Source organism: Ignavibacteriales bacterium (assembly GCA_016709765.1).
Classification (GTDB): domain Bacteria; phylum Bacteroidota; class Ignavibacteria; order Ignavibacteriales; family Ignavibacteriaceae; genus IGN3.
In genome coordinates this window covers 313,302-337,320 of sequence record JADJMD010000008.1, presented here as the reverse complement: position 1 = coordinate 337,320, position 24,019 = coordinate 313,302, and the positions used below count along the sequence as shown (strand labels likewise).

The 24,019-nt window shown below is 32.8% G+C and carries 16 protein-coding genes; all 16 read left to right on the top strand.

From position 1 onward, the window contains the following. Nucleotides 1-54: 54 nt before the first annotated feature. Complete coding sequence (gene porU, locus IPJ23_02865) at nt 55-4,035, top strand: type IX secretion system sortase PorU (GenBank protein MBK7629657.1); 3,981 nt, start codon at nt 55-57, stop codon at nt 4,033-4,035. Nucleotides 4,036-4,139: 104 nt separating this feature from the next. Continuing rightward, a complete protein-coding gene (locus tag IPJ23_02860; protein MBK7629656.1) occupies nt 4,140-5,297 on the top strand; it encodes a PorV/PorQ family protein in 1,158 nt (385 codons plus the stop codon). Nucleotides 5,298-5,303: 6 nt separating this feature from the next. Continuing rightward, on the top strand, nt 5,304-8,354 hold the full coding sequence (locus IPJ23_02855) for a T9SS type A sorting domain-containing protein (protein ID MBK7629655.1): 3,051 nt from the start codon (nt 5,304-5,306) through the stop codon (nt 8,352-8,354). A 29-nt stretch (nt 8,355-8,383) separates the two neighbouring features. Continuing rightward, on the top strand, nt 8,384-11,509 hold the full coding sequence (locus IPJ23_02850; protein ID MBK7629654.1) for a PD40 domain-containing protein: 3,126 nt from the start codon (nt 8,384-8,386) through the stop codon (nt 11,507-11,509). An 11-nt stretch (nt 11,510-11,520) separates the two neighbouring features. Beyond that, on the top strand, nt 11,521-12,375 hold the full coding sequence (locus IPJ23_02845) for a hypothetical protein (GenBank protein MBK7629653.1): 855 nt from the start codon (nt 11,521-11,523) through the stop codon (nt 12,373-12,375). Between the two features lie 213 nt (nt 12,376-12,588). Continuing rightward, the gene (gene der / locus IPJ23_02840) at nt 12,589-13,899 is read left to right on the top strand and encodes a ribosome biogenesis GTPase Der (GenBank protein MBK7629652.1); all 1,311 of its coding nucleotides are present in this window, start codon (nt 12,589-12,591) and stop codon (nt 13,897-13,899) included. A 14-nt stretch (nt 13,900-13,913) separates the two neighbouring features. Then, entirely contained in the window at nt 13,914-14,543 is a 630-nt protein-coding gene (upp, locus tag IPJ23_02835; protein MBK7629651.1) for a uracil phosphoribosyltransferase, read from the top strand. Further along, entirely contained in the window at nt 14,518-15,558 is a 1,041-nt protein-coding gene (locus IPJ23_02830) for a tetratricopeptide repeat protein (GenBank protein MBK7629650.1), read from the top strand. The genes upp and IPJ23_02830 overlap by 26 nt, the downstream gene beginning before the upstream one ends. A gap of 95 nt (nt 15,559-15,653) precedes the next feature. Beyond that, nucleotides 15,654-17,825 carry a bifunctional (p)ppGpp synthetase/guanosine-3',5'-bis(diphosphate) 3'-pyrophosphohydrolase gene (locus IPJ23_02825; protein ID MBK7629649.1) on the top strand — a complete coding sequence of 724 codons (2,172 nt, stop codon included), beginning with the start codon at nt 15,654-15,656 and terminating at the stop codon, nt 17,823-17,825. Then, entirely contained in the window at nt 17,825-18,271 is a 447-nt protein-coding gene (gene ruvX, locus IPJ23_02820) for a Holliday junction resolvase RuvX (protein MBK7629648.1), read from the top strand. The genes IPJ23_02825 and ruvX overlap by 1 nt, the downstream gene beginning before the upstream one ends. A gap of 70 nt (nt 18,272-18,341) precedes the next feature. Then, nucleotides 18,342-18,620 carry a BMC domain-containing protein gene (locus IPJ23_02815; GenBank protein MBK7629647.1) on the top strand — a complete coding sequence of 93 codons (279 nt, stop codon included), beginning with the start codon at nt 18,342-18,344 and terminating at the stop codon, nt 18,618-18,620. A gap of 5 nt (nt 18,621-18,625) precedes the next feature. Then, nucleotides 18,626-19,507, top strand: a complete 882-nt coding sequence (locus tag IPJ23_02810; protein ID MBK7629646.1) for a BMC domain-containing protein — start codon at nt 18,626-18,628, stop codon at nt 19,505-19,507. A gap of 8 nt (nt 19,508-19,515) precedes the next feature. Next, a complete protein-coding gene (locus tag IPJ23_02805) occupies nt 19,516-20,430 on the top strand; it encodes a hypothetical protein (GenBank protein MBK7629645.1) in 915 nt (304 codons plus the stop codon). A 42-nt stretch (nt 20,431-20,472) separates the two neighbouring features. Next, complete coding sequence (gene tmk / locus IPJ23_02800) at nt 20,473-21,093, top strand: dTMP kinase (protein ID MBK7629644.1); 621 nt, start codon at nt 20,473-20,475, stop codon at nt 21,091-21,093. After that, nucleotides 21,094-22,755: a S41 family peptidase gene (locus IPJ23_02795; GenBank protein MBK7629643.1), complete on the top strand. Its 1,662-nt coding sequence runs from the start codon at nt 21,094-21,096 to the stop codon at nt 22,753-22,755. It abuts the gene before it with no gap. A gap of 660 nt (nt 22,756-23,415) precedes the next feature. Continuing rightward, complete coding sequence (locus IPJ23_02790) at nt 23,416-23,988, top strand: cytochrome c3 family protein (GenBank protein MBK7629642.1); 573 nt, start codon at nt 23,416-23,418, stop codon at nt 23,986-23,988. The last annotated feature ends 31 nt before the right edge of the window (nt 23,989-24,019 follow it).

Here is a 24,019-nt window from a genome sequence, read left to right as displayed (position 1 = left end):
GCTACATTAGAAATTCATAATTAAATAAAATCAATTAATAATAGTTTGATTGACATGAAAAGCAAGATCTTTATAACACTGTTTCTCATCACCACATCTGTTTTATATTCCCAACATGATGTTAGAGTAATTTCTTCAGATTTCAATTCTGTTACAATTGAATATTCTCCCATTTATACGGATACCTCTGTAGTATCCTATGAAGGAATTGATTTTAGAAAAGCCGATCTATACTTTGGATCGTTAATGAATCCTAATGAGTGGGGTTCGCCTGCAATACAGGAACGAATTATTAATGTTGGCGTTCCATCCGAATTTGGCAATACAATAGAAGTGCTTTCCACTGCTTATCAAGAAGTATCAGGTCAGATCATTCCTGTTCCTTATCGCCAAAAAGATAGCGTGGGAGTTTCCTTTGATTTTAATAAAAATGAAGAATACGCTTTATATGAATCTAAAGAAGATTTAGCATCTTTTGGTGAATTTGGTTTAGTACGCGATGTTTATTCTCAATCAATCCAAATATTTCCAATAAAATTTATTGCGGCGCAAAATAAAATAAGATTATACACGAAGATTATTCTTAAAATTTATTTCAGTCCGAACGGAGTTATATCCGAAAAACCTGCAGATGATTTTCTTGATGGATTATTAATTAATTACGATGTTGCAAAATACTGGAATAACGAAAGTGCCAACAGGAAATTAAATAAAGTAACAGTTACAAACAGCGTTCTTGCTTCCGGTAAATGGATAAGATTTGAAGCACCGGAAGAAGGAATTTACAAGATAGCAAAATCAGACTTATCGTTATACGGAATTGATGCGAATACTGTTGATCCGAGAACAATTAAAATTTATAACAACGGAGGAAAAGTTCTTCCTGAAAATAATTCATTGCCAAGACCGAACGATCTTGAAGAGAATGCAATTTTAGTTATTGGAGAAACCGATGGTAAATTTGATGATGCTGATTACATATTATTTTATGGCAGAGGTAATAGTTTTTGGGATTACGGTTTAGATGGCAAAACAATTGGAAGGTTCTATCATAATTATTCATCTAAAAATTATTTTTGGATAACTTCAAGCGGGGCTAATGGCAAAAGAGTTTTAGATAAACCGGGGCAAAATGCAACTCCCACTATTAGTCAATCAACTTCTGAAGCTTTTGCAAGCTGGGAATTGGATAAAATTAACATTGGTAAAACCGGGCGGCAGTTTTTTGGAGATGATTTTTCAAATTCAAATTCATCAAGAACATACACAAATTCTTTAAATGGAAGAATTAATACAGTTCCAATTACCTATAATTTAAGATTTGCTGTAGCCGCACCTTCGGCATTAACCTTAAAATTATCAGAAAATGGAACACAAATCCTTGAGCAAAACCTTGCCGGATATTTTGGTGATTACGTTGTAGGAAGAGCCCAAGTTGTAAACGCAACTTATTCCGGAAACTTGGTAGATAATAGAAGTGTTTTAAATGTGAGTATAACTCCCTCATCAATTTCCACAATCGGCTATCTTGATTATTTTACAATCAAATATGAAAAAGTACTACAAGCTTTTTCAGATTATATTATGTTTTTTTCTAACTCAGCCGGTGGATTGATTGAATACAATTTAAATGGTTTTTCTTCGTCCAATATCAGGGTATTTGATGTCACAAATTATTCTGACGTAAAATTAGTAACTAACCATACGCTAATCAGCGGCGGCGATTGTAAATTTCAATTTGATGAAAGTTCTGAACAACGATCTAAATATGTTGCTGTTGAAAATTCTGGATTTAAATCTCCTTCTAATCCAACCGAAGTTACAAATTCTAATTTACATGGCGAAGTTGTTGGAGCAAAGTACATAATTGTAACTCACAAAAATTTTATGGATGCAGCAAATAAACTTAAAAACTATAAAGAAAACAGGGCTCCAATTACTATTTCAACTTATGTTGTTGATATTGATCAGATATACAATGAATTTTCCGGCGGAGTTGTGGATCCCACAGCAGTTAGAGATTACTTAAAATATGCTTACGATAATTGGCAAATAAAACCTGAATATGTTCTGCTTTTTGGTAAAGGTACTTATGATTATAAGAACATTGAAGGTTACGGAGATAATTTTGTTCCAACCTGGCAGAGCGAAGAATCATTAATATTAGTTTATGGTGGTGACTCATATACAACAGACGATTTTTTTGCTAGGGTCTCAGGTACAGATCTAAATCCCGACTTAATAATTGGTAGAATTACCTGTACTACTAGTGCTAGCGCTGAGGCAATGGTTAATAAAATAGAAGATTATGAATTGAATCAAGAAAAAGGTGAATGGAGAAATCTAATTACCTTGGTTTCTGATGATGGCTGCAAATCAACTACTTGTTTTGAAGGTAACATGCATACATTGCCATCAGAAAATCTTTCTACGTTTAATTTCCCAAAATCATTTAACTTTAATAAGATTTATTCTGCCGCATATCCGGATGTGATAACCGGACAGGGAAGAAGAAAACCGGATGTTAATAAAGCTATTATTGATGCAATGAATAGTGGTACTTTGCTTGTTAATTATTTTGGGCACGGCAGTCCGGAACTATGGGCAGATGAACACATCTTTGAAAAAAATGTTATTGTACCTCAACTTAAAAACGATAAGTATTTTTTCTTGGGAGCTGCAACTTGTGATTTTGGATATTTTGATATTCCAAATTATCAAAGCGCTGCGGAAGCAATAATGTTCTTACCAAATAGTGGTGCAATTGCAAGTTTTACCGCTTCTCGATTAGTATTTGCTGGTTCAAATGAAGCGTTGATGTATAGATTTATTACAAAATTATTTAACTCTGGAAGAGATTCTTTAAACCTCGCTATTCCAATTGGTAAAGCAGCATTTGAATCCAAAACAACGACGGTTAACGATCAGAAATATAATATTTTTGGAGATCCTACATTAAGACTTAAAGTTCCCCAATATTCTGCTGGAATTGATTCGGTTAACGGTCAGAATTTATCAATAGATGTACAAGTTAAAGCTTTAAGCAAAACTAAAATAGATGGAACTATTCTAAAGCCTGATAACACACCATGGACTGATTTTAATGGTGAAGGAATATTATCTATTTATGATTCTGAAAGAAAAGTTCTTATTAATGCTATAAATTATATTGTAAATATTCCTGGCGGATTGATTTTTAATGGTAGAGTTAGTATCACAAATGGTAAATTTTCAGAAAGTTTTATCGTACCAAAGGATATATCTTACGAAAATAAAAACGGTAAAGTGATATTATACTTCCTTAATAATTCTGCTGATGGACTGGGTTATACAAATAAAATTATAGTTGGCGGTAGCGATAGTTCACTATCAAATGATGGTAAAGGTCCGGAAATAGAAATATATTTTGATGATGTTGCATACAACAACGGATATCTTGTTAATCAAAATCCTGATTTAATAGTTAAACTTTCTGATGAAACCGGATTAAACACAACCGGAACAGGCGTTGGCCATAAACTCGAAGGAATATTAGATCAAAAACAGAATAACCCGATAGATTTTACCAATCATTTTACCGGAGATTTAGATGCCGGTGGTAAATCAGGTTCAATCAACTATAAATTTTCTTCAATCGAAAGTGGTGATCACGAACTGCTTGTAAAGGCTTGGGATGTTTTTAATAATTTTTCAGAACAAAACACATTCTTTTCAGTTGTTGATGGCAACGATTTGGTGATTAGAGATATTTATAACTATCCAAATCCTTTTAGTGATAAAACACAGTTTACTTTCCAGCAAAATTTGGCAAAACCAATTGATGTTAAAATTAAAATTTATACAATTGCCGGAAGATTGATTAAAGAGATTGAACATTTTAACGTAAATGACAAGTTTGTAGTTGTTGAGTGGGATGGAAGAGATGCTGATGGAGATCAATTAGCCAATGGTGCTTATCTTTACAAAGTTATTATAAAATCAGTTGATGGTGAGTTTAACAAGAGTGTCCTTGGCAAACTTGCAGTGATTAAATAATCCACTATTAAAAAATGTGTTTTATATATGTGTTATTAGTTATATTTAGTATTAAAACTTGATTAGAAATTTTTTATAATCTTATTTATCTCGGAGGATAAAACATGAAAATAGTTCTTAAGCTTATGATGATCAGCATGTTGTTTGGGGTCTTTGGCAAAGTTTCGTATGCACAAGGTGAAGCTGCTGTTCCATTCTTACTTTTAGCGCCGGATTCCCGTGCTGGTGGTATTGGTGAATCAGGTTCCGGCTTGGCAGATAACTCGTCTGCAATATTCTGGAATCCTGCAGGAATTGCGTTTCTATCTGGAACTGAAGTTAGTATTACTCATAGTAACTGGCTGCCACAATTTAACCTAGATTTGTTTTACGATTATCTTACCTATAGACAATATTTTGAAGAACTCGGCGGAAGTGTTACAGGCAGTATTACATATATGAACTTCGGTGAATTTGTTAGAACTTCTGCTGATAGCCCTGATCCAATCGGTACATTTAGATCTTTTGATGCAGCCATTACTCTTGGTTATGCAACTAAACTTTCAAATGATTGGGGATTAGGTTTTAATTTTAGATTAATTCATAGCCGTTTGTCTGATAAAGGAACAGAAGAAGAGCAGGGCAGCGGTGTAGCTACATCAGTTAGTTTTGATATTGCAACAATGTGGCGACCTGAAACTTTTGTTATTCCTCTTTTGGATGAAGACATTGGTGGAAAATTTAGTATCGGGCTTAACCTTAGTAACCTTGGACCAAAGATCTACTATATAGATAAAGCACAGGCAGATCCTATTCCTACTAATTTTAGATTAGGTTTTGCTTATAAAGTAATTGATGATGAATTTAACAGCCTTATTTATACTTTAGATTTTAGCAAACTTTTAGTTAGTAGAGATACAACAAGCTCTGACGAGTTCTATAAAGCTATTTTTACTGCTTGGGGTGATGAACCCTTTAGCAATGAGCTAAGGGATATTGTAACATCAATGGGACTTGAATACTGGTATGGAACTCCTGGAGACTTTCTTTTCGCTCTAAGATCTGGTTTCTTTTATGAAGATCCTTCCTATGGAAATAGAAAGTTTATAACTTTTGGCGCCGGTATCCGATATGATATTTATGGTTTTGATTTTAGTTATATAACTACTTCAGTATTTAAAGGCGGTGAAAATCATCCACTTTCTGATACTCTTAGATTTACAATTCTTATCGGTTGGGGAGCTGTTCCTGAATCAACAAGAGGATTACCAAGGGGAATTTAATTTTTTATGAATAGAAATCTTCTCACCCTTGCAATTTGTGTAATAACTTTGGGCAGTTTATCTGCCCAAAGTTTTATTAGCAAAATAAATTCTAATCCAAATCCTGTTTCATCCATTCTTGCTGAAGACACAGTAAAAATTTTAGCTGTTATGGTTAATTTTCAGGAAGATAGAGATGGAGCCACATTTGGTAATGGAAAATTTGGGTCAATTTACTCGCTAAGCTATGGCGATACTATCCTAGATCCATTACCACATGATAGAGATTATTTTGAATCTCATCTTACATTTGTTCAAAATTATTACCAAAAAGTTTCTAACGGAAAAGTAACTGTACAGTTCACAATTTTGCCCGATACTTTTTCTGTTACAAAAACAATGAGAAACTATTCACCAACACCAGGTTCTGATGACTTTACTCCAATGGGTGATTTTGCACAAGAGGTTTGGGCAAATGCAGATCAAATGTATACCGGTTTTCCATTTGCAGATTACAATCTTTTTGTAATATTTCACGCGGGTGTTGGAAGAGATATTTCACTGCCGGGTAGTATTGGCAATGAACGTGATTTACCATCTGTTTATCTTGGAGAGAATTCCCTTAAAAAAATATACGGTGCTTCATTTAATGGATTTCCTGTATCAAACGGTGCTTTCAAAATAAAGAATAGTATGATTATTCCTGAAACTGAAAGCAGGGAATTAGAAACCATTACCGGAAAATCTTTATTTGAAATAACCATAAACGGATTATTAGTTGCTAGTGTAGCAAGCCATTTAGGATTGCCTGATTTATTTGATACTGAAACAGGATTGTCTGCAATTGGAAGATTTGGTTTAATGGATGGACAATCAATTTTTGCTTACAACGGATGCTTTCCTTCAGAACCATCTGCGTGGGAAAAAATATATCTTGGCTGGGTGCAGCCAACGGAAATCTCACCTGGAATCTATTCATTAAACGTAGTTGCAAATTTAGCAGCTTCTTTATCTGATACTGTAATTCTTAAAGTACCGCTCAACTCATCAGAATATTATCTAATCGAAAACAGACAAAGAGATGTTTTTCAGGATGGAGCTAAAATAACTTACAAATCCAATGGAAACATTATTAATAGAACATTCTTAAAAGATACGGAAGGGTTTTATAGTTATAATACTGATTCACTTTCCGGCGTCGTGCTTGATGTTGACGAATTTGATTGGGCTCTACCCGGTAATGGGATTGTAATCTGGCATATTGATCAAAATGTTATTGATGAAAAATTAGCTGCTAACAAAATTAATAATGATATAAATAGACGCGGCGTTGATGTTGAAGAAGCTGACGGTATTCAGGATATTGGAGAAAGATTTATAACAATTTTCGGTGATGAAGTTATTGGCGAAGGAACTGATGAGGATTTTTGGTACGCAGGTAACAAAGCTGATTTGTTTCAAAATAAATTTTCAAAAGATACTCGCCCTAATACAAACACAAATTCCGGAGCCAACAGTTTAATTACTATTAAAGATTTTTCAGCATTATCAAATAGAATGTCTTTTAAAGTTGAGTACGGGGATTCAGTAATAAAACCACTTTTTTCATCCACTGTATTTTCATCGTTATCCGGATCAAGTATCACTCCAATTGAAAGTGATCCAAAACTTTTTGCAATAAATTCTGATTCTATTTTAGTAGTTACTAATGGCGATTCAATTATCGGATCATATGTAGATTTTTCAGATTTTAAACCAGCATCTGCTAAGGTTGGAAATAATACATATCTAATCGGGGCAAAATTAAATAATCCAGCTCAACAGAATCCAATGAGAATTAATTTTTGGTATTCAAATGGAATTAGTGATACCAGCGGAAGTTTTGTTGTGATTGATAAAGTTATAACAACTGCACCCGTAATCCGCAAACCCGCAACCGAAAATTACGAAGTTTTATTTGGTACTTCTGATGGTGAAATTATTATATATGATCTTGAATCATTAATTACACAAAATCCTGTTCGTAAGAATTCTTTGGTTATTGAACCTGGAGCTCAGGTAAAAAAAATTGCCACATTTAATTCAAAAGTATTTGCTACTGCAACTCAGATTACTAACAATACCAAATATGATTTAGTTTATAATGATGGAAACATCATAAAGTTTAATGATGAAGAATTGTTAAATATTTCAGCGACGGTTGATGCTAAAGGAAATGATATATCAATTTTATCTTCTGAGAAACTTGGGCAATACTTTTTTTATGTAACAACATCAGATAAAATTTTATCAGAAATTAGTTCTCCTTCTTTTGAAGCTGCAAAATCATTTGCATTAGCAGATCTAAAGAATGACGGAAATAATTACATTCTCACTACTTCCGGAAATAAAATTTTAGCAATTAATAGTAATGGTGCCGCTGCCGATAATTTTCCATTTGTTTTAAATGATGGAGATGAATTTATTGGTTTACCACTTGCTGCGGATATCGAAGGTGATGAAAAATCTGAAATTATTGCTTTTACTAAAAACGGATTAGTATACACCATTGATGGTGGCACTGGTAAAGTAGTTGATGGTTTTCCGATCTCATTTGGTAGTCAACTTTTAAGTGATGGTGCTCTCTTTTACTCTAACAATAAAATTGGATTAGCCGGTCTTGATCAAAACAAAATATTTAATGGATGGAGTATTTCTTCAATTCCTTCAAGGATTGATTGGGCCGAAGCTTTTGGAAATGGTTTCAATTCATCTAGTCTTGGCATTGCATCTGAGACTCAAAAAATTAATTCTTTTTTCCCAACAAACCGGGCATATAATTATCCAAATCCAGTTTACAACGGACAAACGGCAATCAGATATTTTGTGAATGAAGACTCCAAAATCAATATAAAGATATTTGATCTTGCCGGCGATTTTGTTGCTGAACTTAATGCCAATGCTCAAGGTGGACTTGATAATGAAACGATTTGGAATGTTAGCGATATACAGAGCGGAGTTTATCTTGCCAGAATAGAAGCAAATGGTTCAAGCGGTAAATCTGAATCAGTTGTTATTAAAATAGCTGTTGTTAAATAATTCCCTTTACAATCTCAATTAATCTTTTTATGAAATTATTAATCGCTTTATTTATTGTTGTTCTTAGTTCAAACATTTTTGCACAGTTCACGGAGTTTCATCCTGAACTTGATTGGTTTACAATTAAAGGCAAGCATGTTGAAGTTCACTTTCACGAAGGAGCAGAACGAACTGCTCAAGTAGTTCTAAAAATTGCAGATGAAGTTTGGGATCCCATTTGTAGCCTATATGATTATCAACCAGATATTGTTCATTTTGTTATAAAAGATATTGATGACTATTCTAACGGAGCGACATATTTTTTTGATAACAAAATTGAAATATGGACGAGCGCTTTAGACTTTGATTTGCGTGGTGCGCACAATTGGTTAAGAAATGTTATCTCTCACGAGTTTACCCACATGGTGCAAATTCAATCTGCAATGAAATTAAACCGAAGTGTGCCAGCCCTATTTTTACAAATCTTAGCTTATGAGGATGAACGAAGACCAGATATTCTTTATGGATTTCCAAATGTTGTTGTGTCGTATCCGCTTGCAACAATAAATGTTCCGGCATGGTTTGCTGAAGGAACTGCACAATATATGCGCAAAGAATTTAATTATGATAACTGGGATTCGCATCGCGATATGATTTTGCGTTCTTATGCCCTTGATAACAACATGTTATCCTGGAATGAAATGGGAGTATTTGGAAAAACAAGTTTGGGTAATGAATCTGTTTACAACTCTGGTTTTGCTCTAACAAAATATATCGCACAAAAGTATGGAGAAGATAAACTTCGTGATGTTACAAAAGCTCTTGGCAAGTTTGGTAATTTTACTATCGATGCTGCATTTAAAGATGTGATTGGTAAAGACGGCAACGCGATTTATAACGAGTGGAGTAGTTTTCTTAAAAGCGATTATAAAAAAAGAAGCGAAAAAGTTGTATCAAACTTAGTAAGTGGGGAGCAGATTACTAAAGAAGGTTTTGGAAACTTTTATCCAATTTTTTCTAAAGACGGTAAAAAAATCTATTACATATCGAATAAAACTTCAGATTATTTTGGTCCGGCTGGAATCTATGAATATGATGTAGAAACTAAAAAAGAAAAAAATATTGTTAGCGGTGTGCGATCAACGTTTTCATTTATTCCCCAACAAAATAAAATTATCTATGCAAAAATTTCTGAGGATAATGAAAACTGGTATAATGTTCACGATCTTTTTGTTTATGATTTAGATAATGAAGATGATACTCGTTTAACTCATAATCTTAGGGCCAATAATCCTTCGGTTTCCAACGATGGCAAAAAAATTGTTTTTGTTTATCAAAAAGATGGCACAACAAACCTTGGTATGGTTGATATTGATGCTAAGAACTTTAAACGGTTAACTTTTTTTGAAAACGGTGAACAGGTTTATAATCCAAAATTTTCACCAGATGATTCTTACATTATTTTTGATTACTCTTATGCTAACACTCGTGATTTGGCAAAGGTAAATTCTGAGGGTGGTAATATTGAATTTATTCTGGCTACAGAAAATGATGAACGAAATCCAACCTTTGATAAAAACGGAAATATTATTTATTCATCCGATGAAACCGGAATCTATAACCTCTATTCTTTGAATTCCGAAACAAAAATAAAAACCAAATTAACAAATGTACTTGGCGGTGCATTTATGGCTAATATCTCAACTAATGGTGATATCCTTTATTCAGGTTATACTTCTTCAGGTTATAAGATTTTTAAGTTAGATAGATCAGAGCAGCAAAAAGTTATTGCTGGTAATGATTATGTCCGATTGGTTAATCCACCTTTAGATACTGATAAACCAATAGGTAACATCAACAGTTTTAATATCTCCTCCTTAAAAAATTATGAAGACAAAAACACAAAGGGTGTTGAAAAACAAAAGTACACCGGTGTTTTCTCACGATTAACTTTTTTCCCATTCTTAAGATTTGATAATTATAACACAGGTAATTCGTTTATAGAAAAATTTAAACCCGGAGTTTTTGTAACATCGAGTGATATGCTGGATCGTTACTCGATATTTGCGGGCGGTTCTTTAAATGCAAGAATGGAAAGAGATTTATTTTTAGTTTTTGATTACAGAAATAAACTTCCGTTACTCAGTTCAATAGGTTTAAAACCCGAAATATCATTGGAACTATACAGCATTAGCCGTAAAGCAGATGTTGATGTTTCTTTTGGAGCAGATACGCTGAACAATGGAACAGTAAATTATGATTTTATAATTCCAACAGATGTTTCTTATAATCTTTTTGAGTTTGATTTTATTATTCGTCACAGACTTTTCTCAAGGGATCAAAATCTACAATTAAAGTATGCCTATAGCAGTTACGTTGCAACGCTTGGAAGCTTTATTCTTCCTGACGAAAATCGCACCTTATATCCTACAACCAAGGATAATTACTTTAATGGAAATAACCTAGAAGCCAAATACACTTGGCACTCCATTGTTCCAACAAAAGATGATGAAATTAATCCTGTTGGGTTAGATGTTAACCTAACTTACAATTATGAGTTTAGTGATTTTAATGAAAATGGAGAATACACAATTGAAGATGGAATCCTAAAACCACAATATTCTAATTTCAATTTCCATAGGCTAGAACTTAAAGCTGGTTTATATATGCCAGTTTTTGATTCACATACATTTAATACTACCGTGAGAGTTGGTTCAATACTAGGACCACAACAACCGGACTTTTTTGATTTTTACCTAGGGGGTTTGATTGGAATGAAAGCATATCCATTTTATGCAGTTAGTGGAAATGAACTTGCCTGGTTAAACTTTACTTACCGTTTTCCGTTATTTAAAAATATCGATGCCAAAGTCGGACATCTATACATAGATAAAATCTTTCTATCCTTTAATGGTGATATCGGTAATGCTTGGAATGGCGATGCAACTAAGTTGGATGATTTCAAAAAAGGTGTTGGGGCTGAGCTAAGAATTCAGTTAAACTCATATTATCTTTTTCCAACTAGCATTTTCTTTAATGCATCTTATGGATTTGATCAATTTGAAAGAACAGTTAATAAAGAGATTGTTAAGTATGGCAAAGAGTGGAACTTCTACGGTGGTGTTTTGTTTGGATTTGAGATACTTAATTTTAATAAGTCTTCAAGACAAAGGTAAAGGATATTAAAATGAAAACGCTTCAGGTTTTATTGTTAATAAGTTTTTTCTCATCATTCATTCTATCACAAACTGATGATAAAATACTTTTATCCGGTAATCTTTCGCTAGATTCACGAATTGTTTTGAATAGTTATATTTATCGGAACACACCTCAGTTTTCATTTCCAGCACAGAATAAAAAATCTCCCGTTCTTGCAGGAGTTCTATCATTATTAGTTCCGGGCTCAGGTGAAATTTATTCCGAAGAATATCTAAAAGCAGGAATATTTCTTGCATTAGAAGCCGCAGTAATTACAACCGCTGTTATTTACGATGGCAAAGGAGATGATAAAACTATTGAATTTCAAACTTATGCTGATGAAAATTGGAGCGTAAATAGATATGCTCAATGGACATTGGATCATCTTCCAATATTAAATGCCTCATTGAATGCTGCGGATTATAATGTTTACAATAATGATGGTTCAGTTAATTGGTCTGAGCTAAATCGATTGGAAAGAGCTATTGGTAGAGGCTACTCACACAGTTTGCCAGCTTATGGCGAACAGCAGTATTTTGAATTAATTGGCAAATATCCTCAGTACAGCGGTGGCTGGAACGATTTTAATTCAGAAGATTATCATGATGTTTCGCAGAAATTTTTGTATTACTCGGGTTTAAGAGGCGATGCTAATGACCTATATTCTGTTGCATCAACTGCCGTAATTGGTATTTACATTAATCACTTTTTAAGTGCGCTGGATGCTGTTTGGTCAACTGCTCAGTTTAATAAAGATTTAGCAGTTAAAGTACGATTAGAAAATACTCAGTTTGCAAATCATGCTGAGTTTTATCCAAAATTATATTTAACCTACACTTTTTGATCATTTAAGCTCAACATCTAAAAATATTATCAATCCATTATGGTCATTCCCACTTTTGTAGGAATCTATTTTTTAATAGATGATTGGATTCCCGTTTTCAAGGGAATGTCAATAAAACCGAGTTATGAGATTATCTAATTTTACTTATTAATTCTCAATTCATCATGTAATTCTTCTTTTCATTCCCACACCATAATTCCTTATTTTTCCATTATGAAAATACCTTTGATAGCAATAGTAGGCAGACCAAATGTTGGTAAATCAACTCTTTTTAACAGACTAATTGGCAAGCGAGAAGCCATTGTGGATGATCAAAGCGGAGTCACACGCGATCGAAACTATGGTGAAGGTGATTGGTGCGGAAAAAGGTTCCGTTTGATTGATACAGGCGGATATGTTCCGGAATCATCCGATTTGTTTGAAACTGCGATTAGAGAGCAAGTTGAGGTTGCAATAGAAGAAGCTGATTCAATTATTTTTTTAGTTGATGTTAAAAGTGGTGTAAACCCGGCTGAAAAGGTTATTGTTGATATGTTAAGGCAATCCGGTAAAAAATATTTTTTAGTTGTAAATAAAGTTGATGCTCAAGCTCATGCAGTTGGCGCTGCTGAATTTTATTCACTTGGTGTGGATATGGTTTATGATATTTCTGCCTTAAGTGGAAGATTAACCGGTGATTTGCTTGATGATATAACAAAAGATTTTCCGGATGACGATTTAATTGAGGCAGATAGAAGATTAAAAATTGCAATTGTTGGCAGACCCAATGTTGGCAAATCATCACTAACAAATTCTTTACTTGGGGAAGGAAGAAGTATTGTAACTGATATTCCGGGAACAACTCGAGATAGCCTTGATTCCGTATTAAAATATTACGGCGATGAAATTGTACTAATAGATACCGCTGGATTAAGAAAGAAAAAGAAAGTTGAAGAAAGTATTGAATTCTTTTCTAACATCAGAACCTTTAAAGCAATTAGTGAAAGTGATGTTACAGTTCTGATGCTTGATGTTCAAACCGGATTTGAAAAGCAAGATCAAAAAATTATTGATGAAGTTGTACGATGGAGAAAAGGATTGGTTATTGCAGTTAACAAATGGGATTTGATGGAAAAAGAAACCAACACAGCTCGCGATTATGAAAATGCAATTAAAGAAAAACTTGGCACTGTAGATTTTGCTCCGTTGATTTTCACCTCAGCATTAACCAAGCAAAGAATTTATAAGTTAATCGATTTATGCAAAAAAGTTCAGGCTGAACGATCAAAGAAAATTCCAACCTCAGAATTAAATGATTCGATACTTCCGGAGATTGAAAAAAATCCGCCACCGGCATCACCAACCGGTAAAGAAATCAGAATAAAATTTATAAACCAGGTTGGTGATTATTATCCCATATTTCTTTTTTTCTCTAATTATCCAAATCATATTCCGGATCATTACCGAAGATTTTTGGAAAGAACAATAAGAAGAGTATATGGTTTTGAAGGTGTTCCAATTACCGTAAGTTTTAGAGAAAAATAAATTTTTAGTAGAATATGAAAAAAAACTTTTATTTGATTGATCATCCAATAATTAAGCGTGATGTTACGATATTAAGAGATAAAAGTACTGACGCAGAAAATTTTCGAGCTGCGTTACAAAGGGTATCAAATATTTTAGCTGTTGAGCTTTCAAAAGAATTTAGTTTGACTAAAACTGAAGTGGAATCCCCTCTTGAAAAAACAGAAGGTGCGAAGCTTACGCACGATGTTATTCTTGTTCCGGTTTTAAGGGCTGGATTAGGAATGGTAAATGGTTTTCTTCAAATAATTCCAGAAGCAAAAGTTGGACACATTGGTTTACAGCGAGATGAAGAAACACTGAAACCGATTGAATATTATTATAAAGTACCCAAGCATTTAGAAACGGCTGAAGTCGTGATGCTTGATCCTATGCTTGCAACAGGTGGTAGTGCAGCGGAGGCTTTAAAATATCTGAAGAAGAGGGGCGCTTCAAAATTAGTTTTCGCTTGTCTTGTTGCTTCGCCAGAAGGAATTGAAAAAATAGAATCTGAACATCCCGATGTTAAAATATTTGCAGCTGCATTGGATCGAGAGCTAAACAACAAAGGTTATATTCTTCCCGGATTAGGTGATGCTGGTGATAGAACTTTCGGCACGCTTTAACAAAAAAAACATTTTCCTTTTCTTTCTATTTATTTTCTTACAAAATAATTTTGGACAAGTCTATCCTGATAAAACTGTTCATAAAATTTTAAAATCAGGAATCAATTTAATAATTAATCAAAAGTACGATGAAGCAGAAAAACTTTTTGATCAATTGGATAAAACAAGAAAAGATATTCCACTTGGTAAAATATATCTTGCCGCAGTTCATATCTCAAAATCTTATGATTATCAGGAACCATACGATGATGATCTTATTATAAAATATCTTGAGGGTGCAAAAAAAATATCTGAAAGACTACTGCATAATGATCCTAAAAATATCTGGAACAATTATTTTCTTGCATTAACTGAAGGCTATATCGCTTATTATGATGCACTGCGTGAGAGTTGGCTGCAAGCTTTTTCAACTGGTTTGAGTTCGGTTTCCGGATTTGAAGACTGTTTAGAGATTGATGAAAAATTTTATGAATCTTTAATTGCTATCGGAAGTTTTAAATTTTGGAAAAGCAACAAAACGGAATTTATCAATTGGCTGCCTTTTATAGATGATGAAAAAGATCTAGGTATTAAATATCTACAGAATGCAATTAAGTATTCAGGGTATAATTCACATCTAGCAATCCATTCTTTAATATGGATATATGTTGAACAAAAAGATTTTGAAGCCGCTGAAAAAGTTGCAGAGTTAGCACTTAAAAACTATCCAAATTCAAGAATATTTAAATGGGGGTTAGCACGTGCATACGAAGAGATCGATCCCGCCAAATCAATAACTTTATACAAAGAAATATTAAAGTCTTATCCTAAAAATTTAAACTCAAACAAGATTAACGAAGTTACCCTTAAACATATTATTGCTCAGCAATTAGTTAAGATAGAAAAACAGAACGAGGCTCTAAAAATCTGTGATGAAATTTTAACGATTACCGATTACTCAAAATTTGAATTCGACAATGTAAAGGATAGACTAGAAAGAGTTCGAACTTTAAAAAAAGAACTTATACGCAACTAAAATTTGTGTGATATGCTTTATCTTGCTCTTTAACTAATCATTAAAAAAAACTAAATTGATTTCACTTAAAAAATTTTTCATATAGATTGAAATTGATGGCTGTCGAAAATCCTAAATACCAAAAAATGCTGGATAACCTGATAAATGTTTGTAAGAATAATCTTGCTGTCGTTAATGCAGGATTAATTGCAAAAGCATTTGAGTTAAGTTTAGAAGCGCACAAGCACGATATTCGTGCATCAGGTGAGCCATATTTTACTCATCCTTATGAAGTTGCGATGATTGTTGCGGAAGAGTTTCCGCTTGATGATGTTACTATTGTTACTGCTCTGCTTCACGATGTTGTGGAAGATACTGAATACACGATTGAATTTATGACACGTGAATTTGGTAAAGAAGTTTCTGAAATAATAGATGGAGTTACTAAGATCAGTGGGATATTTCGTGGACATGAAATTACTAAAGCAGAGAATTATCGAAAACTATTACTTTCGATGGTTAAAGATGTTCGAGTGATTCTAGTAAAGTTTGCTGATCGATTACACAATATGCGAACATTAGAATTTGTAAATCCGGATAAGCAGCGCAGAATAGCACAAGAAACTTTAGAAATATATGCTCCTTTTGCTAATCGTTTTGGATTAGGAAAAGTTAAATGGGAGCTTGAAGATTTATCATTCAAATATCTTAACAAAGAAGCCTACGAAGAACTTGCCAGAAAATTAAAAGCCAAACGTAAAGACAGAGAATCGTACATTAAAAAATTTGCTGATCCAATCACTAAAAAGCTGGATGAAGCAAACATAAAATTTGAATTAAGCGGAAGAGCAAAACATCTTTACAGTATTTATCGTAAGATGGTAAGACGTAACAAACCATTTGAAGAAATTTATGATCTGTTTGCAATAAGAATTATTCTGGATACACAAAACAGAAATGACTGCTACACAACACTAGGAGTTGTTAATCAAATATATTTACCTGTTCCAGATAGATTTAAAGATTACATTTCCATCCCTAAAACAAATAATTATCAATCAATTCACACTACTGTTGTAGGACTTTTAGGTAGATTGGTTGAAGTGCAAATTCGTACAAAGCAAATGCATGAAGTTGCTGAAAAGGGAGTTGCAGCACATTGGCGTTACAAAGAAAATAAAACTGCGACCGATGGTGAACTTGAAGCATGGGTAAACTGGATTAGAGATGTTTTTGAAAATGCTTCGCGCGATGATCAGAAAAAAGATGTGATGGAGAGTTTTAAATTAAATCTTTACCAGGATGAAATTTATGTTTTTACTCCCAAAGGCGATTTGAGGAGATTACCTGTTGGATCAACACCAGTTGATTTTGCATTTGACATTCACAGTAAAGTTGGATTTCATTGCATTGGCGCAAAGATAGATGGAAAGATTGTACCACTTGACACAAAACTGCACAGCGGCGATCAGGTTGAAATAATTAGTTCCAAAAATCAACATCCAAACAAAAGCTGGATAAAGTTTGTACAGACACACAAAGCAAAAAATGAAATCAGAAAATGGTTGAACAAAGAAGAGCAATCTGTTGTTGAAAAAGGAATGGAAATCTGGGAAAAGAAGATAAAAAAAATGAAACTTTCTTTTACTCCAGATGATGTTTTAAAAATTGCCCACTCCAATAAATTTGATAACTCAAGACAATTCTTTAGAGCGATTGCACAAAGCTCTGTAAATATTGATGAAGTGCTAACTGCAACTACTCAAAAAGATGATAAGGAATTTGAGAAAGAAGTTGAATTTCAAAAGTTTGCTAAAATTTCAAGGAATGAAATTGGCGGAATTTTAGTTGATGGAAAAAAGTCTGGAATACTTTATACTTATGCAAAGTGCTGCAATCCAATTCCCGGTGATCCTGTTATCGGATATATAACTGTTGGAGAAGGAATTAAAATTCACCGTAAATCTTGCGGAAATTTAATTTCCTTATCATCTACTGATACAAGTAAATTGGTTGACGTGCAGTGGCCCGAAGCGGAAGGCTCATTATTTGTGGCTGGAATTACAATTCGTGGTAAAGATAGACCTGGAATTTTAAATGATATTTCTCATTCAATTGTTTCATTTCAAAATACAAATATTAAATCCATAAATATTAATACCAGTGATTCTGCTTTTGAGGGAAGTGTGACTTTATATGTAAATAATCTTGATCATTTAAACAGGATGATGGAAAGACTAAAACGATTAACAGGAATTTATGCTGTTGAAAGATTTGAGAGCAATTAGTGTCTGAGAATACTGAAACCAGAATAATGGCAATTGATTTTGGATTAAAAAGAATTGGAATTGCACTTTCAGATTCGCTTAAAATGTTTGCATATGCACACAAGACAATCTTAAATAATTCAACAACTTTTATTGAGCTTGAAAAAATCATTAAAGAAAAAGGGGTCTCCAAGATCATTCTTGGTATTCCGAATGAGGAAAGACAAAAAAAAGATTCTAAAACATCTGTTATTAATGATGTTAAAAAGTTTAAGGATAGTTTAGAAAAAAAATATAGTCTAGAGGTAGAGCTGTGGGATGAAACTTATACATCTGTAATCGCACAGCAGCAAATTCTAGAATCTGTAAACAAAAAAGTAAAAAGACAGAATAAAGATTTACTGGATATGTATTCAGCAGCAATAATTTTACAGGAATATCTTGATTCCGGTAAGCGAAATAACTGATTAGTTTAATTGACTTTGCTTAACATACAAACTATTTTTTCTTATCAAAATCTGCATCGGGAGCAAATAAATGGTTTTTGAGTCTTTAGGTGTTTTTGAAACAAGTAGCGTATCTTCATCCTTAAAAGCTTTAGAAGGTATTCAGAAAGAAAAACTTGTGAATATTATCGGAAAGAAGCTTTTAGGTGATGGAATAGTTACAATATTTTTAAGAGGTGATTTGGGAGCAATCAAACGTGCGATTGTTTATGGAGCAGATGCGATTGTTTCAACAAATGAATTTCGAAGCTCACACGTGATTCCGCTTCCTCATAAAAATTTGTTTTCCATTGTTGGAGTAAAAAAATAATAATTATGTCAAACTCAATTGGATTAATAGAATCAAAAGGACTTGTCGCTTTAATTGAAGCAGCAGATGTGATACTTAAAAATTCCCCAGTAAAAATTTTAGGTATACATAAACTTGAGAACGGTTTAGTAACTTTAGCAGTAAGTGGTGATTCAGAATACGTAAAAACCGCAATCGAAAGTGGGACTGAGGCCGGCAGGCGAGTGGGAGAAATTTATTCATTTTCCGTTGTCGATAATCCTAGCAAAGTTTTATTAGATATTTTTAGTGATTTGTTTCCTACTGATGAAGAATCTAAAACATTAAATGAAACTGATTCTGTTACGAAGATAATTTCGAGTGATCAAATATTAAATAAAAATTCTAATAACATTCCAACTACAAATGTAAAACCAAAAACTGAATCTAAACGTGAAAAATCTAAACCATTGCAAGTAACAAAAATCACTCCGATCCATAAAGTCCTTAAATCTAAGGATCAATCAAATCAGGAAAATAAAATAAAAGATAATTCATCAACGATAAAAGTTGAAGATGTTAAAACAGAATTTGATAAAACTAGTGAAGAGATTGATAAAGAAACAGAAACAACGAAACCAATAAGCACTATCGAACGGTTACGTATTGAAGCGCTTGGATTAGGAAGCAAAGAAAATAAAACAAACGATATAGGGGCACAATCTAAAAAGAAAAAAGAAAAAGCAAATAATAAAATTCAGTTAAATGAAAAAAGTGAAATTAATTTTGATGCCATTAGCCAGATGAACGTACATAAGCTTAGACATTATGCAAGAGCATTTCCCAATTTCCCCATTAAGGGCAGAGAAATTTCTCGCGCAAACAGGAATGAACTTGTTGAATTGTTTAAAAATATTAAGAATAATTAATTTAAATTGTGAAAAGTAAAATTAACATAATAGTATTGTCGGTACTGTTCTCAATACTCATTTGGGGTTCTGTTACTTTGTCTGATGATTTTTTTACTTCAATGGATTTTAATGTTAAAGTTGTAAATCAGCCAACAGGATATACTTGCGGAGTTATAAGTCCTGAAGCGATTTCATTAAAATTAAAAGCAAAAGGCTGGCAGCTTTTATCACTTTACCTTGGCTCACAATCGGATTATTCAGTATCCGCTAATATGGATAGCGGATTGATTAAAGTTGATCCAATTAATGAAATAAATGAAAACACATGGTTAAATGCAGGTTTATCAATTACAGAAATAATTCCACGACAAATTTCTTTTAATGTTGAAAAAATTAAATTCAAAAAATTAAAGCTCGAAGCGCAAACAGATTTGACTTTTGGGGAGGAATATGGTTTAGCAACACCAATCAGAATATATCCTGATTCCATACTTGTCGCTGGTCCATCAAGTGTACTTGATAACACATCAACCATTAAAACTAAGTTAGTTACACTTTCATCATTGGATACCAGGTTGAATATGATAGCTGATATTGAAGAACCGACTGGTTTTAAGTTAGAACAAAATAAAGCTGAGCTTACTTTTGATGTTCAACGGATTGTCGAAAAAACATTTGAGAATATAAAAGTTAATATTGAAGGTTTGCCGAAAGATCGTGATGTTGTTTTAATTCCAAACACAATTAATTGCAGTTTAAGGGGCGGAATTAATATTCTCGGAAAAATCAATCCAGAAGAAATTAGTGCTGCTATTGACTACAGGGAAATTGTTTACGATACACTTGGTAGTGTGCAACCGAAAATTGTACTTCCCAAAAACACTCAGTTAGTTTTTATCAAACCTGTGCGGCTTAATTATATAATTAAAACTTTCGAATAGTTTTAAGTCGTTTATTTTTTGTAAATAAAGGCAATCAGTTTTATGTTCATAACTTTTGAAGGAATAGATTTCTGTGGAAAATCCACCCAAGTAAAATTATTGAAGGATTACCTTGTAGAACAAAACAAAGAAGTTTATTTAATTAGAGAACCAGGCGGAACGGAAATTTCTGAAAAGATAAGGGAAATTCTGCTTGATAAAAAAAATAACGCTATGGTTATGGAAACAGAAATATTTTTGTTCTCAGCAAGTAGGGCGCAGTTAGTTAGAGAAGTTATTCGTCCGTTTTTGCAAAAAGGATACTATGTAATTTCAGATCGATTTCACGATTCATCAACTGCATATCAAGGATTTGGGAGAGGTTTGTCTGTTGATGCTATTCTCAATATTCATCATCTTGCAATCGGAAATACAATACCCGATATTACATTCTTTATCGATATTCCAAATGAAATTGCTAGTGAACGAAAACGCAGTGTTTCACATTCAGATTTGGATAGAATTGAAGTATCGGATAATACTTTTTACGAAAGAGTAAGAGAAGGCTATCTTTACTTGTCAAAGAAAGAAAAACGTTTTAGAGTTATTGACGGTACACAGAATATCAAAGAGATAAATGAACAGATTATTAATGCAATCAAATCACTTGAAGGTAATAAATAAATGAAGTCACGAAGAATAATATTAATATCAGCGCTAACAATTATAGTGCTATTTACTTTTGGATTTGTTGTAAGTAAAAGTGACATCTACTTTGAGATAAGTAAAAATCTTGAACTTTTTGGTAAAGTTTATAAAGAAATTTCTTTTAATTATGTGGATGAAGTTGATCCTCAAGAATTTATGCGCGCTGGTATTAAGGGTATGTTAAGTAAGCTTGATCCTTACACAGTTTTTATCGATGAAAAAAATCAAGAAGATATTGACCTGCTTACTAATGGAAAATACGGTGGAGTAGGAATATCAATTGGTGTTAGGAATGATAAAGTTACAATACTTGAGGTGATAGATGGTTACTCAGCACAAAATCAGGGAATAAGAATTGGTGATGTTGTCGAATCTGTTGGAGATACAAAAGTTACGCCTGAAAAATTAGATGATATTTCTTCACTCGTTAAAGGTGAACCTGGAACGGCTGTTCAATTAAAAATATTGAGAGCCGGAGAAAAAGACACTTTAATTTTTAATCTTGTTCGTGAAGAAGTAATTGTTAAAAATCTTCTCTTTGCAGATTTCTATCCTGAAAATTCCAACAATGTTTATCTTAAATTATCAAACTTTAGTCGTTCCGCGGGTGATGAAGTAAGAAGTGCATTAAAACAATTGAAAGATAAAAAAGAAATTAATTCAATCGTTTTGGATCTTAGAGGAAATCCTGGTGGATTATTAGATGTTGCGGTTGATATTTGTGACAAATTTTTAAAGAAAGATTTGCTCATCGTATCAACACGTGGAAAAGATCCAAATAGTGAAAAAAAATATTTTGCATTAGAAGAACCGCTCGTTGGTAATGAAAAACTTATTATTTTAGTTAATGGTAACAGTGCATCAGCCTCAGAAATTGTTGCTGGGGCAATACAAGATCATGATAGAGGCGTCATACTTGGGACTCAATCTTTTGGTAAAGGATTAGTACAAACCATAACTCCACTAAGTTTTAATACTTCTTTAAAGGTAACTACTGCAAAATATTACACCCCAAGCGGTAGATGTATTCAGAAGATTGATTATTCGAAAGATAATCAAGTTATTCCTGACCCAGATTCATTAAAAAAAGATGAGTTTGCAACTGATAACCAAAGAGTTGTTTACAGTGCGGGTGGAATTACACCAGACACAACAGTGGTTAACTCAATTGAAAGCGATCTATTGAAAGATCTTTTGGCTAAAGGTACTTTGTTTAGCTTTGCAGATAAATATTATTACGAAAATAAAAATTTAGATTTTAGAAAATTAAATGATGAGAAAGTTGTCTCTGATTTTAAGAAGTATCTTTTAGATTCTGATTACAAATATGAATCTGATGTTGAAAAAAAGATAAATGAAATTGTTAAACACTTGGATGAAAATCATAACACGAAAAATTTAAACAAGACACTTGAAAAATTAAATTCTGAAATAAAAACATTGTTTGAAGATGATTTTGCTGATAGTAAAACGGAAATTTTAGAAGCTCTTAGAATTGAACTTGCTCAAAGGTACTCAGGAAATCAGAGTGGAATAAAAGAAAGATTAAAGTTTGATAAGCAATTCAAGACTGCTCTTGCATTATTTAAAGACAATGAGAATTATTCCAAATTGTTAAGTAATGGAAAATCCAATTAATATTTTATAAGATTGTATTAAATCATTTTTTCGTAGATACAAAGCCTTTTATAGGATAAACCCAACATTTAATAGTTGTCCGTCTTGTAAAAGTTTGGGTACCATAATGCGATCCCACAGCAGAGGTCTGAAAGAAAAATTTATTAATAATATTTCATTCTATAAGTATTATCGCTGCAAACAATGTGGTTGAAGGGGATCATTAACAATCCTCAGAATTACTTCAGCTTCACTATTAGTGATTATGCTATATATATTTATGATTATTGGTTCAGGCTTTATAACCTATCAAATCCTAAAAAGACTTTTATAGTTTTTTGTGATATTAATTATTTAATTTGACTAGATTAGCACTCTTGGAACCCTAATCAAATATTATCGATGCAAACAATTGATTTTATCAATCCTATGATCTTTTTATTCAAGTGAAAAACTTATTTTTGATATTTAATGGATTCGTTTGTTTTAAAAGCATTAATTTATAATTTTGAGCAGTCAAATTAAGAATTAATTGGTAGCTATCAATTAGGGAAAACCTACTTTTTTCCCTGTGTAATCCGCGAAATTTAATCGAAATAATAGTTAATGAAGATTCAGGAAATTGTTCCTGTTAATAATATATATTTTAATATTTTGCCCTAAATAGTAAAAGGGATATTGATGAAAAAATCTTTTCTGGATTATATTTTTAGAAACAGATTACCTGTTACCTTGTTCGTAGTTGTTGCTTCATTTACACTTACGTATTATATCTCTAGAGCTGAAAGAGATGGAATCGGGTATACGCCAGAGCAACCGATTGCATATTCGCATAAACTACATGCCGGCGATATGAAAATTGATTGTAAGTACTGCCATGTCGGTGTTGAAAAATCAAGACACGCAATGGTTCCTGCTGTTGCGACTTGTATGAACTGCCACACCGTTGCGCGTAAAGATAAACCTGAAATTATTAAACTCACAGAGTATTATCGCGATGGCAAACCTTTGAGATGGAAGAGAATCCACAAAGTGCCTGATTATGCATACTTCAACCATTCCGTTCACGTAAATAAGGGGATTGATTGTACAGCCTGTCATGGTGAAATTACTCAAATGGAAAAAGTTGGGCAAATGAACTCATTTACTATGGGTAGCTGTTTAAATTGTCACAGAAATGCACACGATAAATTACCTGAGTTAAAAGACAAAATAAAACCTGGTCCGGAATATTGTTCCGCTTGTCATAGATAATGATTATTTCAAAATCAATAAAGTAAAGTTG